This window comes from Anaerospora sp. (genome assembly GCF_032013335.1).
GTDB lineage: Bacteria > Bacillota > Negativicutes > Sporomusales > DSM-15969 > Anaerospora.
This window is the reverse complement of record NZ_DALZUO010000007.1, coordinates 1-13,888: the sequence shown is the minus strand read 5'-3', so window position 1 is coordinate 13,888 and position 13,888 is coordinate 1. Positions and strand designations below refer to the sequence as shown.

Below are 13,888 nucleotides of genomic sequence, written 5' to 3'. Positions count from 1 at the left end.
TATGCCTTATCGCCATACTCAGCCTGTAAGTCCAGATTTTCAACCAAACCGGGAGTGGATTAATCCGGATTGATGCTGAAAATAGGACCAGATAATGTCGCTCTGACCAGGCTTCTCTTCCAATACCGGTATATCTGACAGCGTATGTGAGCTGGGAAGCGAAGAGTATAGCTGTTCCAGACTCTTAGCCCAATCCAAATGATGATTTTGGAGGATTTCCACTTGTAATCTCCTCCCTGTTTCGCGGCGATAATCGGCATCCGCTACCAGCCGGTCCAAAGCCGTATAGAACTCATCCCTGTTAGTAAAGTGAGTTTTGCAATTTGCGGATGCGATTTCGCTGTCAAACTGACCGGCAATAACTCCGTTCAGTCCGATTACAGGGATTCCTAAAATCGCCGACGTCAGCGCATCTTCAGGTGACCCTAACGGAAGAGAATCAAGGTAAATATCAGCCGCGCTCTGGTAGATCCTTAGATCACCAACTGTCCCTAATGCTTTAATCCGATTATTGGATTCACTCTTTAATTGCGCCCACTCGCCTGATTCTGCTATACCTGCAACAAAAAATGTGGCATTGGGATATTTACCGCATAAATCCTTAAGCAAGTTTTTAAAATTATAATCGCCGCAGAGCGCTAACCGGAATGCTTTTGCTGTGGTTAAGAATACGATCTCTTTTTCATCAATCCCGAGTTTTTCCTTAGCAATTCCTTTCTCTTCAAGCTCCGGCGGCGCTTCCATCGGCAAGGGCAAGCGGCTGGATTTGCCAATCCCTCTGATGGTCTGCGTAATCAGCTGGGCCGGAGTTCCATGATCGACCACGATATCAGCACAAGTCATACCGATTGAAAAAGCGTGATAAGCATGATTGACAAATATAACCGGTGAATTACTGCTGACAGCAAATGCCACCGCCCCAACCGGATCATGGGGATGAATATGAAGTACAACAATATCCGCCGCTGAGTTTGCCATGTCCCGGACCAGTTTTGCTCGCTGAACCAGAGAAAGGCCGACCTTATCGAGTGCAATATACCAGCCTCCGGACTCCATCGCAGCAGCGGATAGTTCTGGAGGAGTAGTGTCACTATTTAATGTGATGAGGATCGAGTGTGCCGAGCAAGTATCCATTTGAATCCAATTTTTTACCGTTTTGGTGTGTCCACCTCCGGAATATCCCTGACTAAGAATATGTAAAACATTTCGTTTATCTGCAGCTTTGGGTACTACTATCATAGGAAAAGCAGGCTGAACCTCACTGGTCGCAGCAATTCTCCGCAGAAGACGCTCCAGTCGCGGTGAAGTCAAAAAGCCAGGATGCGAATGGTGAGCAGTATTGGCTGAATTCATGATCATTGTCATTGCTTTTTCGCAGTCTCCAGTTAAAAAAGCATATTCCGCCTGGTCTAGCAGTTCGTTGAATTTACAACGCTCATTGTCTATATATTGGCGGTAATAGTTAAAGTTGTGTTCATACGCAAACCACTGCTTTAATTCCTCGTCTTCGATCCGGTTGGATGATGGAGTACTGTGAGGCCCAAATCCCCATTTATCAATGAATTTCTGCTTATTTGTTTGTAAAAGTAAGGTAAACTGAGCCGATTGAGCACCAAAAGAGATGCTGCCAAAATGATGAACAAAGGTATCGCGGCATAATAGCAGGCGATAACCGGCATTGCGTATGCGAACGCTGTAATCGTCATCCTCATAGTTTCCAGGTGTAAAAATTTCATCCAGTAATCCAATTTTCTTAATTACCTCTGCCTTAATCAACATACAATAGGCGACCAGCCGCTTCCTATTCTCCCAAAGAGTGGGATCAGAGCGGTTAAACTCGCGGGCAAAATTAAGCATTTGATTAATACTGTCGTACTTACAGGGGATAGTCTGGAAATTAGAGCAATTGTTGGTAACGGCTCCGGCGGCACCAATATCATCAGCGCTCAGGAGGCACTTCTCCAGATTATCCAGCCACCCTGGCGTAACAATCGTATCATTATTTAACAGCATGATGTCATTTCCGCCGGCAGCAATAATTCCCTGATTACAGGCTGTGGGAAAACCGACATTTACGGAATTTAGTATTACGCGAAGATCAGACTGCTCTTGCAGCCACGCTATTGTTCCATCGGTCGAACAATTATCAATAACAATAATTTTATAAGTTCCCTGCTTCGTATATTTGCGAATGCTGTCAATGCAAAGCTTGCTATATTCCAGTTTATTGTAGGTTATGACAATAATACTGATCACGAATTGCACCTCTTTCCAGCGAATTCCAATAATGTATTATATGATTGAGTTCTCTTAATTGCCACTAAATTTTATCGCACCCAAAAGCAAGGCACCTTACAAATTTGTAAGGTGCCTTGTTTTCGGTTATGCGCCGCGTTATTGTATTCAGTACTATTCAACTAGCTTCATTCTCTTCTCTCATAAACAGCTTGGACAGCTCTTTGAGGATAAGCGGCACCAGGCTGAACAGAACCACCAGCCCCCAGTCAGCTGCTGAAAGCATCTGCACTTTAAAGGCACTTGCAAGAAAGGGTACAGAAATAACCATTAGCTGCAGCATAAATCCGATTATAATTGCTACAATCAGAAACTTATTCGAGAATAAGCCAATTTGGAATATCGATTTAGTGGGATGACGCATCGCTAGAGAGAAAAACAGCTGCGAACCGGCTAGTACTACAAAGGCCATTGTTCTGGCATAGGTTAACACTTCTTCCGGTATCGTCTTTGAATTTAAGCTATAGCCATATTCACGTAAGCCAAAATAGAAAGCTGCCAGTGTCAATGCTCCTATCAGCGTACCACCAAGCACGGCTCGAAAACCAGCACCTTTAGCAAAGAAGCCTTCCTTCGGATTACGGGGCTTCTTCTTCATGACATCTTTATCGCCGGGATCTACCCCCAGCGCAATAGCAGGCAAGGTATCGGTGATTAAGTTGATCCACAATAACTGCGTGGCCATCAGCGGTACCGGCCAGTAAAACAGGACGGAAAAGAAGATAGCAATTACTTCACCTAAGTTGCAGGAAAGCAGGAAGATTACCGACTTCTTAATATTATTGTAGATATTCCGGCCCTCTTCGATTGCATGAACGATAGTCGTAAAGTTATCATCGGTAAGAATCATATCGCTGGCGCCTTTAGAAACGTCTGTACCTGTGATTCCCATGGCAACTCCAATATCGGCATTTTTTAAGGAGGGAGCATCATTCACACCATCACCGGTCATCGACACAACGTTGCCATGAGCCTGGTAAGCTTTCACAATCTTCACCTTATGCTCCGGCGATACTCTGGCGAAAACCCGGTACTGGTCGATGCGGCTTACGAATTCTTCCTCTGATAATTCATCCAGTTCTGCGCCGGTAATACTCTGTTCCAGCGAAGAGGCAATTCCCAGCTCCTTGGCAATAGCAACGGCTGTATTCTTGTGATCGCCTGTAATCATTACCGGTGTAATACCGGCATTTTTGGCTTCCGTTATGGAGTCCTTAACCTCAAGTCTAGGCGGATCAATCATCCCCACCAGCCCAATGACCGTCAAGTCTTGTTCCATCTCTCCAGAACTAATGGCAGTATCCGTATTTTTAAATGCTGTTCCCAACACCCTGAGCGCGCTATCAGACATTTTTTCGGCAACCTGTAGGTAAGTAGCTTTCATTTGCTCCGTTAGCGGAACAGCTTGTCCATTTACCAAGGCATACTTTGCCAGCATCAGAATATTATCAATGGCTCCTTTAGTATGAACCCGATAAGCATTCTCTTCCTTATTAAGAGTGGACATGAGCTTCCGGTCAGAATCAAAGGGATTCTCGCCCACCCGCTTGTATTCGGCATGCAGCGTTTTTCTGGCAAGGTTGTATTTATCACCTAACACAACTAACGCAACCTCCGTGGGATCGCCTGTGCTTTGTCCATTCTCATAGGTTGCATCTGAGCACAGGACAAAGGATTTGATCAATTCCTGCTCGTCTGCCGCTGCCTCCAGTGCTACCCCTTCGGCTGGGACATCCTTTTCATTTCCGTAGGTATAGAGCTTTACCACCGTCATCTTGTTTTGAGTAAGCGTGCCCGTCTTATCGGAACAAATAATATTCACCGAGCCAAGCGACTCAACCGCAGGCAGCTTTTTCACTATCGCATTAATCTTGGACATGCGGGTAACTCCGAGAGCAAGAACGATCGCAACAATCGCCGGCAGACCTTCCGGTATAGCGGCTACAGCCAAACTGATAGCCGTAATGAACATTTCAAACAGATCGCGCTTTTGAAATAAAGCAATAACAAAAATCAAGGCACAAATGCCAATAGCGATAAAACCTAAGGCTTTCCCCAGTTCGTCCAGCCTTTTCTGCAACGGAGTCATTTCCTCGATATCTTCATCTAGAATAGTAGCAATTCTGCCAATCTCCGTATCCATTGCAGTTGCAACAACAATGCCCTCCCCCCGGCCATAGGTAGCCAAGGTTGACATGAAGGCCATGTTTGTCTTGTCCCCAATAGGAGTTTTCGGGTCCTCATGTAAATCAGCCGCGTTTTTTTCCGAGGGTACTGACTCTCCCGTAAGGGAGGATTCTTCTATTTTAAGGTTAGCACTTTCAATGAGTCGAAGATCAGCAGGTACAAATCTGCCGGCATCAAGAACAACAATATCGCCAGGCACCAATTCTTCTGAGTTGATCTCCTGTACTTCTCCGTCCCGCCGGACCAACGACCGGGGAGTGGTCATTTCCTGAAGCGCTTCGATGGCCTTTTCTGCCTTGTATTCCTGAACAACCCCGATAACTGCATTTAAGACAACAACCAGCAGGATAATAATGGCATCCACATATTCACCAATATAAACGGTAATGACCGCCGCTCCCAGCAAAACGTAAATTAGCATATCCTGCAGCTGGGCAAAGAATAAGGCAATCAGCCCTTTCTTGGGCTTGCCCTTCAGTTTGTTTTCTCCGTACTTCGTAAGTCTGGCCTGGGCTTCTTGACTAGTCAGGCCTGTAGCTGGATTGACATCAAATTCAGTAAGCGCTTCTTCCTGTGATTTGGAGAACCACATATCGCAGTCACATTCCTTTCCGCTAATTATTTCAGTTTAACCCTCGAAGTCGAAGGATATGTATATGGCATCACACCAGCAAATGCCCCTTAAGTACAGTCACAGCCCTGCCACCAATCTGCACACGATTTCCTGTCATAGTCAACTGCAGGAAACCGCCTCTCTCCGACGCCTGATAAGCGGTAAAGGTATCTCTTTTCAATTTCTCCTGCCAATAGGGCGCCAGCTTACAATGGGCTGAACCGGTAACGGGATCTTCATTGATACCTTCTAACGGTGCAAAAAAGCGGGATATAAAGTCGTATTCTTTTGCCGCAGAGGCTGCCGTCACAATTGCCCCTCGGACGACCTCGGCCAATCGTGGAAAATCAGGAATGACTGCCCTTACCTCTTCTTCTGTCGCAACTTCGAGCAGGTAGTCGTCATTTACGCGGCCAATATAGAGCGGTTTGACCGGCAGCGCTTCCAGCAGTCCTGGCGGCGGTTCGCAAGCAAACGGCAAAGCTGCCGGGAAATTGAGTTCGATCAAGCCATTGTTTACCTCGTATTTAGCTGTCAGTAAGCCACTTAAGGTATAAAACCGGGCTTCATGGTCGGCAGGCAGCAGCTTTTCTGTATATAAGACATGAGCACTTGCTAATGTTGCATGGCCGCATAACTTCACTTCCGTCTTTGGAGTAAACCAGCGCAGACGGTAACCATCCGCTTCAGGTAAAAGAAAGGCTGTCTCTGATAAATTCATTTCATAAGCTACCGCTTGCATCCAGCTATCTTCTCTGGGCTGGTCCAGCAAACAAACCGCCGCCGGGTTACCTTTAAAGAGCTCGCTCGTAAAGGCATCAACCTGATACATAGTTAGTCCCATTTTTCCTCTCTCCTCCTGTAACGCTATAATACTCCATTAAGTTCCCAATCAAAGAGAAAAAGTCCTGCCAAATTGTTCATAATCTGGCAGGACAAGATTGCAGAGAACCTACTGCATCGGGTGATCGCTATATTCCGTCACTAGTTCCTGCCGCTCCTCTACGGTACGGGCCATAATGTACAAGACATCCGACAGGCGGTTAACATACTTGAGCAGAAGTGGATTGACCGGTTCGTGCTCGTCCAGGCTAATGATTAGGCGTTCCGCCCGGCGGCAAACCGTGCGGGCCATATGCAAAATGCCGGATTCCTTATTGCTGCCTGGAACAATAAATTTCGTAGCAGGGCTAAGTTTGGCAACATATTCATCAATCCAGCCCTCGAAACGGGTAATATACTCGTCTGTTAATTTGGAAGAAAACTCCCGGCCCGACGGATCAGCTAGCTCTGCAGCTACGCCAAATAATTCGCGCTGCACAATATGAATTCTCTCCCGCATTACAGGTTCTTCCATGAAGTTTTTTGCAAATCCCAGCGTAGAGTTCAGTTCATCAATAGTGCCGTAACTGTCCACTCGGGGACTGTTCTTAGGAACACGGGTACCATCCAGCAAGCTGGTTTTCCCTTTGTCACCGCCTCGAGTATATATCATCATACGAAACACCTCATTTATTTTTATATTATAGTATCTAAGAATAAAGATATTTTTTATTAAACGATATTAATTATCATTATTGTTTAATATATATATTTCTGCTCACTTTTTATAACTCCTCCTTTTGTGATGTATAAAACTTGTCTTTTTACAAAATTTTAATCTCAATCATATCCTAATAAAATTTTAGCTGCAACTAGATTAAAATCCATCAGTGGGACAAGGGGACAGGTCCCATGTCCCACTCAGTGAACAAGGCATAAGCTTTTGACTCACAGGGACGGTTCTAATGAGTCAAAGGTAAGCTTTCTCACATCCCTGTAATACTTACTATTTGCCGAGTACTTACATCCTGTACTGTTTACTCTACCAGATCATTTTGCTTACTTATCTTTGCTTATTGCAGTTTCGCCCGAGATGCTTTTGTATAGCTTCGCACTTATATTCCAACTTTTATCAGAATTTGATTGGATATATGGTAATACTATTTCCACTGCTACACTTTTAAGTATAGGTCAAATTTTATAGCTTAGCCGCCGATTCAATTCATGTAACATATATAGCAACTGACTCAAAAGAACCGTCCCCTCGAGTCTTAGGAGGATTACAATCATGAGTATTCTATTGCGTGTGATCGTGCTATCTATGTTGGCTGCATTGTTACATCTCCCTCTCTCCCAGCCTGGTTTCGCTGCCGTGGTACCTGCTCCACCAGTTTCTGATGTTGTATTACTACCACCAACCGTGCAGTTGTATGGACATGTGACAATGATTGATGTTTATTCGTTGTCTTCCGGCTGTTATGCCGTTATTGAACTTCGTGATACACCGGGAAAAACAGTTGTAGTCCGTCTCGCCGACGACCGGCTGCAAAGCTTGCTGGAGACGGCCTTAGCAACAGGCAATCTGATCAGCTTTGTAGGCCAAAGAGTCACTGTCTCCTCTCCGCCCAGAGGCGGCTCCTGGAATATGGATGCCTATGCAATTGACGAAATAGCCTTATATAATAAGAAATAGCGTACTGAGCAACAGAGAAAAGGATGGGAACTAGGCTGCAGCTTAGTTCCCATCCTTTGTTGTTTCCGTTATCCTACTTTTTAGAGATAATCGACGCCCCAGACAACTTCACTTTGCCCTAACAGTTCCTTCAGCACTTCAACGACATCTTCCGCTGTGCTGAGTTGATCCTGCTGCTCGAACAACGCTAATACAAATTCATTAACGCCTGCCAAGCCCAATGTTTCCACTTTCAGATTGCTTGTTTCCCAAACTTCATCAATGTCATCATAAGCAATTCCAATGACAATGTCAGCGTTGGTCCGGTCAAGCAGTTCCACATCCTGGTTTTCCTCATCTACCTCATCGTCATAACTTGGTGTTGATTTGAGAAATATCTTAATTTCAGCTTCGCCATACTTCTCTTGCAGAATTTTAAATACGCCGCTTTTACCAACAAACGATTTTTCTCCATTATATTTCACTTGCAGTCACCTCTTTGTTATAGTACCACATAACCAAATAAATCTACTGGAATTATGATAGTACTTTGACAAATTAATGTCAAATCGACTTAGCAAGCAGTATAGAGTCTTTCCATATTGTAATCAGGTCTTCCATTTTCTTTACAACTTCATCGGTACTGATCAGGCTTGTATCGATGCAAAAGTTAGCTGTATCATACCGGCTGCAGCGTTCCTGTAAAAGCTCGGTAATCACCTGCAGCCGGTTTTCGCGATTTAGTAAAGGGCGTACGGCAGTGTCGCCTACAATGCGTTTTATGATGACTTCAGGCTGACATTTCAAGGTAATGATCAGGCCGCACTGCTGCAGATTACGGATGTTTTCCTCCAAGAGCACAGCACCGCCGCCAGTTGCAAAGACAATATTGCTTCTACAGATTATCTGTCTGATGATTTGCTGCTCCTGCTCACGAAAAAAGCTTTCACCATATTGAGCAAATATCGCGCTAACCGGCATACCCAGTAAGCGTTCAATCTCTTCATCGAGATCAACAAATGTTCTGCCAGTCCGCTCTGCTAACAGGCGCCCTGCCGTTGTTTTACCTGTTCCCATAAAACCAATCAACACGATGTTATTTCTTGTCTCAAGCTTGCCTGCCATAGGATCAGCTCCTTTATTTTATAAAATAAAAATCCCGTCCCTCTATAGGGACGAGATTATCTCTCGCGTTACCACCCGACTTGTATCACTACCGCTTCAGATACGAGAAACTAAATTTCCGATATCCTATCCTGGTAACGGTGGCTGCCGGCACAGTCTACTTGCTGCAGAGCAATCTACAGTTTCAACTTGCAACTCCAAGGTGAATTTCACAGCAAACATTCGTCCGGTTTACACCAACCACCGGCTCTCTGTACGATATTTACAGTTACTTATCCTTTTTATCGTTTTTAGTGTATGTTGTTACACAAATTATCACACAGTCAAGGAAGTATGTCAATATTTGAGGCAAAAGATTAACAACTCACTCTAAATCTCGAAATGTATTAAACTCTCCCTATCTGAATGAAACTCTATAAATAAGCCAAGAATACAATTGTGTAAACAATCGCAACACTGTCAAAGATAGTCCGATAGGTGAGGTGTGCTGCAGTTGAATCGTGACTCCTCTTTTTTTGCTGTTTTCTATTTATTTGCCGTAGCCAATATCGCGCAGGCGCTGATGCTACCGTTCCAAGAGCTGACTGTTGCGGGGTTACTGCAAGTGATAACTTATTTGCTGCTATTGTGGCTGCGGCCTATCGCCGGTTTTGCCGTCATGGTCGCCGAGTTTCTTGCTATTGGATTTGGTTATACGGGCATGGCTTTTTATGACCAGTGGGATAAGCCCCTGCAAACAGCCGTAATTGGTAAACTGTTTTTATTCATGCTCACTACCGGACTATTCTGGTTGACCGTTCTTTTCTTTAAAAATTTCTCCCTCGATCTAAAAAGAGCAGAAAAAGCACTGCACCAGTATAAAAAATACGAAGATGACGCCGGTTTATTAACGTTAAATGAATTCTTATATCGCGCCGAAGATATCCATATGGCTATGAAACGACGCCACGAAGAAGGATTTCTAATTACAATTACCATCTGCCCCAAAGGCAAAGAATTTGCTTTAAAAACCCTCCATGAATATTTTAGCCGCGCAGCCCTGCAGGCAGTCCGCGAGCAATATGATCTTGTTGGCAAACGCTCCCCCACAGAGCTTCTTCTGCTATTGCAGAATACAAACCGCGAGGGATGCTCGCTCGTTTTATCCCGCTTTAAAGAAAAACTTCACGCAGCCGCTCCTGTACCAGTTGAACTCTACGAGGTACAAATAGAATCACTTCCTATGAGCTGGGAGTATGCAAAATTCACAATCATTGGCGCTCCCTTGCTGCCTATTCAACAAAAAAGCCGAGGAATTCGCTTATGAGCACATTTTTTCTCATTGTGTGCCTCTTTTTTTGGCTGCTGCTAGGCTACTATTCAATCTTAACAGTGGCCGGAATTCTGTACCGGGTGGAAAAACGATCCAGTCCCACACTGCCCTCTTATCCCAGTGTCAGCATTTTCATTCCTGCTTATAATGAAGGGATTGTGCTGGCTTCGACTCTGGATGCCATGATTAAGCTTGAATATCCGGGTGAATTGACAGTTTATGTCTTAAATGATAACTCCCAGGATAACTCTGCAGAAATTGCCCAGTTTTACGCCGACTTATTTCCGAAAATCCGTCATATTCTCGTTCCCCCAGGGACACCAAAGGGAAAATCGCGTGTGCTAAATCATGGTCTGTCCATTTCTCAGTCTGACTATTTTGCCGTTTATGACGCCGATAATCAGCCCGAGCCTGCCGCGCTCAGACTGCTTGTTGAAACAGCCATGACCACTCCTCATGCAGTAGGTGCCGTCGGATATGTAAAAACAATCAATGAAGAGCGTAATATTCTGACTCGCATGATCTCACTGGAATTTCAGGTATTTCAGCTGCTCATGCAGGCCGGACGCTGGAAGTTATTTAAAACGGGGTCGCTTACGGGCACCAACATGCTTGTATCACGATCAGCGATTGAAGCAGTCGGTGGCTATGATCCCCATGCTCTGGCAGAGGACGCCGATCTGACACTGACCCTTACCGCTGCAGGTGGTCTGCTGCCAATTGTTCCCGAAGCAGTTACCTGGGAACAGGAGCCGGAGACATTTGCCGTCTGGCTCCGGCAGCGAACCCGCTGGAGTCAGGGCAATATCTACATATTGGCCAAATCACTCCACGAGAGCAGCTGGCTGCGGGGTCGGGTACTTGTCCATATTCTGCAGCAATTCATTGTTTATGTGGGCTTTGCCGGACTGCTGATAGCCTCCGATGTGTGGCTTATCATGGGACTGACCGGTGCCATTCACGAGCAATACACCGCTCCCCTGCTGCTGCTCTGGTTCTACTCCTATGCAGTTTATCTGCTGCAGCTCATTAGTGCCCAGACTGTCGACAACCGCTTGTCACCAGCCAATATGTTCGTTGCAATTATCATGTACTGCACCTATGCCCAGCTGTTCCTTGTGCTGCTCATTCGCGGCACGTACAGCTATTTTCTAAGGCAGCACGGTTCTAGTTCCGGCCCGGTGTGGGATAAGACGGACCGTTTCTAAGTGCATACCGTTGATAAATCCCATTTATTAGTTTGTTAAGAATCCTCGTTCCCAGGCCGTTCAGAAAGTCCCAGATGCTAGAAAGGCCGAGGAAGCGAGCGAAGACAGTACAGCGGCGGTACGGCAAGCGAGCTCCCGCAGGCCTGACAACGCAGATGGGGCTTTATCAACGGCCTTTATCTTTTTTCTTCTGTCATCCAGATATACATCACCGGCAGCATCTTCGTCTTATACAGCCTTACTTCCGCGAGCAGAGGAAATACATTATCAAAGATGTGAGTCTGATTATCCGACACATAACCGCCCTGATACTCACCGCTCCGGTGCTGCAGTTGCAGCATCCTCTTATAAAGAGCAAGTGCCCATTCCGTATCATTTTGTTCCAACGAATATAAAATGGCCAATGCGTAAACCGACGGAGATTCAAACTTTACAGGCGCTTCGTGCGTCATTCTGTCATAGCCCCCATAGATCAGCCCCTGCATTTGAAATTCATTTTTCAAAAAAGCTGTCAGCTCCGGAGACGGAATCCCTTGAGACGCTCGATGTAAAGCGATTAGCAGCTGGTCAATCAGATTAACTACCGGGTCATAAGCATATTGTCTGGAGGGCAAGTGATAGGATTTCGGAAAAAAGGTCCCGTCATTCGGTATCGCTTGAATAACGGCTACCCCTCTTTCATAAAGAGGCTGCTCAGCAGCATTCAATTGTCCCAGGCGTTTCAATGGGCGCGGGTCCAGGTAGGAAAGAGTAAGTACATCAGCTGACTTATTGTATTTACGATCATAAAAATCAACAAAGGTATTATCTTTAGCCAAATACAGTGAGACTGCTTTGCCAATAGAACCGGCGGTATCGGCCCATTCCGCCTGCCCCCAGAGCTGATACGCCGCCAATAAGGCACCGACCAGCCGCAGATCATCGACCAGAGCGTTGGTAGTCACACCAGACTGACCTTCCGGTGATATCTTCCAGTATACAAATCCCTCAGGAGCAAAAAAATACTGCCGTAATATTGCATAGTTTTGCTGAAACAATGCTTTATCCTTATTTTCTACCGCATATTCCAGCCATAACCCCAGCGACTCTGATAAAGCTTCCCGTCCATGAGCAAGATCAGGGGAAATTACCGGAGTTTCCACAAGATAGGTCGCCAATGTTCCATTTGGATTAAGCATATGCTTTTTAATAAAGCGCTCTGTTTGTGTGTAGCGCGGCTGATAATAAAAAAACAGATATGTACCGATTCCTGCCGCTACACATAACAGCAATACAATTTTAAAAACCGATTTACTCGTTACTCTCATAATTTAACAGCTCTCTCCTGACACATTTTATGGTACTATAGCATTACAAATCAACATATTCACGGGGGCACTCTATGACATCCAGGCATAACCTTATGATCTGCATCCTGCTTTGTGCTATTATATTTCCTACTAGCTTATTATTTGCAATGCCGGCCAAAAATACCGCTTCCGACACGGAAGCTTTCATTAAAACCAAACTTATTAATCCAAATGGCATCTTAGCCACTTATTTATTGCCTGCTGGTACAGCGAATCCTAACCCGGATATTGTTGCGGGCCGCGATTCTCTATCTGAATCACTTGGGTTTTGGATGCAATATGCGATTCTTAAAAACGATGCTGTTCTGTTTGAGCAATGTTACCAGTCACTTATTCATTACTACCTGCTGCCTGGCAATCTTGTTGCCTGGCAGGTAACAGCTGAGGGACAAAAAAACGTTGCTGCCAATGCTTTGGTCGATGATCTTCGCATCCTCGATACTTTATTTCAGGCAAATGAACTCTGGCCTAATCCAAAGTGGCAGGATACAGCCAAAGAAATCAGTCTTGCCGTAGATGAACATCTTATGCGGCAAGGCCAGCTGGTAGATTTTTATGACCACCGCTCGCAAACTGCTTCCGGGACGCTGACACTGACTTATCTGTATCCTCCACCTATACAAAAGGCAGCCGCCTTAACTTATTTCTATCCGGTTGTTGCCAATCGCAGTCTTGAGCTGCTCCGAACGCTGCCTACCGCTACTGCGTTTTATCCCAAAACATATGATGTTACTACTGGGATATTCACATTCACCGATAAAGTAAACATGCTTGATCAAATGCTGATTGCCCTTAACAGACAGAGTCTGAGTATCGAATCTCCCGAACTCATACAATTTATTAAAACGGAGTTTTATCGCAATGGCAAACTTATGACCGATTACGACAGAGTCAGCCATGCCGCCGTGTCCCCTTATGAATCGCCTGCCTTGTATGCTGTGATTATTCTCTATGCAGCTCAGCAAGGTGATCCTGCTTTTGCCCTGGATATTTACCGGCGAATGATTTGCTTCCGAGTCTCTGACGGCGAAAACCGGGGTGGCTATATGGCCGGAGACAATACCCATATTTTCGATAATCTGCTGCCACTTATTGCCGAAACCGTTTTGCAACAAAAAAACTTCATAAAATAAATACAATGAGCACTGTTTTGTCCTTAGACAAAACAGTGCTCACTCTGTGTATAGACATATACCTAAAAAGAGATTGCCGCGTCGTTTTACTCCTCGCAATGACAGTAAAGTCGGGTGTCATCGCGAGCGTAGCGTGGCGATCTTATATCCGGAATTTACTTACATCGTCCTG

General features: G+C 45.2%; 11 protein-coding genes and 1 other annotated feature. Of the genes, 4 read left to right on the top strand and 7 right to left on the bottom strand.

Annotated elements, in window-relative coordinates; all coding sequences use genetic code 11:
• Positions 1-39: 39 nt before the first annotated feature.
• From RTR76_RS07860 to RTR76_RS07845, 4 genes are all read right to left on the bottom strand, one after another.
• The gene (locus tag RTR76_RS07860; RefSeq protein WP_312518862.1) at positions 40-2,256 is read right to left on the bottom strand and encodes a glycosyltransferase; all 2,217 of its coding nucleotides are present in this window, start codon (positions 2,254-2,256) and stop codon (positions 40-42) included.
• Between the two features lie 157 nt (positions 2,257-2,413).
• Positions 2,414-5,074: a calcium-translocating P-type ATPase, PMCA-type gene (locus RTR76_RS07855; protein ID WP_312518860.1), complete on the bottom strand. Its 2,661-nt coding sequence runs from the start codon at positions 5,072-5,074 to the stop codon at positions 2,414-2,416.
• 70 nt (positions 5,075-5,144) lie between these two features.
• Entirely contained in the window at positions 5,145-5,939 is a 795-nt protein-coding gene (locus RTR76_RS07850) for a PhzF family phenazine biosynthesis isomerase (RefSeq protein ID WP_312518857.1), read from the bottom strand.
• A 108-nt stretch (positions 5,940-6,047) separates the two neighbouring features.
• Entirely contained in the window at positions 6,048-6,593 is a 546-nt protein-coding gene (locus RTR76_RS07845; RefSeq protein WP_312518855.1) for a cob(I)yrinic acid a,c-diamide adenosyltransferase, read from the bottom strand.
• Between the two features lie 612 nt (positions 6,594-7,205).
• On the opposite strand from RTR76_RS07845, the gene RTR76_RS07840 reads away from it, so the two are divergent.
• Entirely contained in the window at positions 7,206-7,610 is a 405-nt protein-coding gene (locus tag RTR76_RS07840) for a hypothetical protein (protein ID WP_312518853.1), read from the top strand.
• Positions 7,611-7,690: 80 nt separating this feature from the next.
• On the opposite strand, the gene RTR76_RS07835 is transcribed toward RTR76_RS07840, so the two are convergent.
• Both RTR76_RS07835 and RTR76_RS07830 read right to left on the bottom strand, forming a co-directional pair.
• Positions 7,691-8,074: a hypothetical protein gene (locus tag RTR76_RS07835; protein WP_312518851.1), complete on the bottom strand. Its 384-nt coding sequence runs from the start codon at positions 8,072-8,074 to the stop codon at positions 7,691-7,693.
• A gap of 79 nt (positions 8,075-8,153) precedes the next feature.
• Positions 8,154-8,714, bottom strand: a complete 561-nt coding sequence (locus RTR76_RS07830; RefSeq protein WP_312518848.1) for a shikimate kinase — start codon at positions 8,712-8,714, stop codon at positions 8,154-8,156.
• Positions 8,715-8,757: 43 nt separating this feature from the next.
• Positions 8,758-9,008 (bottom strand) — a binding site (T-box leader).
• A gap of 199 nt (positions 9,009-9,207) precedes the next feature.
• Between RTR76_RS07830 and RTR76_RS07825 the strand changes: the two genes are divergently transcribed.
• Both RTR76_RS07825 and RTR76_RS07820 read left to right on the top strand, forming a co-directional pair.
• A complete protein-coding gene (locus RTR76_RS07825) occupies positions 9,208-10,020 on the top strand; it encodes a hypothetical protein (RefSeq protein WP_312518846.1) in 813 nt (270 codons plus the stop codon).
• The gene (locus tag RTR76_RS07820) at positions 10,017-11,234 is read left to right on the top strand and encodes a glycosyltransferase family 2 protein (protein ID WP_312518843.1); all 1,218 of its coding nucleotides are present in this window, start codon (positions 10,017-10,019) and stop codon (positions 11,232-11,234) included. The genes RTR76_RS07825 and RTR76_RS07820 overlap by 4 nt, the downstream gene beginning before the upstream one ends.
• 176 nt (positions 11,235-11,410) lie before the next feature.
• Here RTR76_RS07820 and RTR76_RS07815 read toward each other — a convergent pair whose 3' ends face one another.
• Complete coding sequence (locus RTR76_RS07815; protein WP_312518841.1) at positions 11,411-12,541, bottom strand: hypothetical protein; 1,131 nt, start codon at positions 12,539-12,541, stop codon at positions 11,411-11,413.
• Positions 12,542-12,615: 74 nt separating this feature from the next.
• On the opposite strand from RTR76_RS07815, the gene RTR76_RS07810 reads away from it, so the two are divergent.
• The gene (locus RTR76_RS07810; protein ID WP_312518838.1) at positions 12,616-13,716 is read left to right on the top strand and encodes a hypothetical protein; all 1,101 of its coding nucleotides are present in this window, start codon (positions 12,616-12,618) and stop codon (positions 13,714-13,716) included.
• Positions 13,717-13,888 lie beyond the last annotated feature (172 nt).

What these genes read in the sequence shown, in the direction of transcription:
- RTR76_RS07855 (WP_312518860.1), bottom strand. Translation starts at nt 5,074, where the DNA reads ATGTGGTTCTCCAAATCACAGGAAGAAGCGCTTACTGAATTTGATGTC.
- RTR76_RS07850 (WP_312518857.1), bottom strand. Translation starts at nt 5,939, where the DNA reads ATGGGACTAACTATGTATCAGGTTGATGCCTTTACGAGCGAGCTCTTT.
- RTR76_RS07845 (WP_312518855.1), bottom strand. Translation starts at nt 6,593, where the DNA reads ATGATGATATATACTCGAGGCGGTGACAAAGGGAAAACCAGCTTGCTG.
- RTR76_RS07840 (WP_312518853.1), top strand. Translation starts at nt 7,206, where the DNA reads ATGAGTATTCTATTGCGTGTGATCGTGCTATCTATGTTGGCTGCATTG.
- RTR76_RS07830 (WP_312518848.1), bottom strand. Translation starts at nt 8,714, where the DNA reads ATGGCAGGCAAGCTTGAGACAAGAAATAACATCGTGTTGATTGGTTTT.
- RTR76_RS07820 (WP_312518843.1), top strand. Translation starts at nt 10,017, where the DNA reads ATGAGCACATTTTTTCTCATTGTGTGCCTCTTTTTTTGGCTGCTGCTA.
- RTR76_RS07815 (WP_312518841.1), bottom strand. Translation starts at nt 12,541, where the DNA reads ATGAGAGTAACGAGTAAATCGGTTTTTAAAATTGTATTGCTGTTATGT.
- RTR76_RS07810 (WP_312518838.1), top strand. Translation starts at nt 12,616, where the DNA reads ATGACATCCAGGCATAACCTTATGATCTGCATCCTGCTTTGTGCTATT.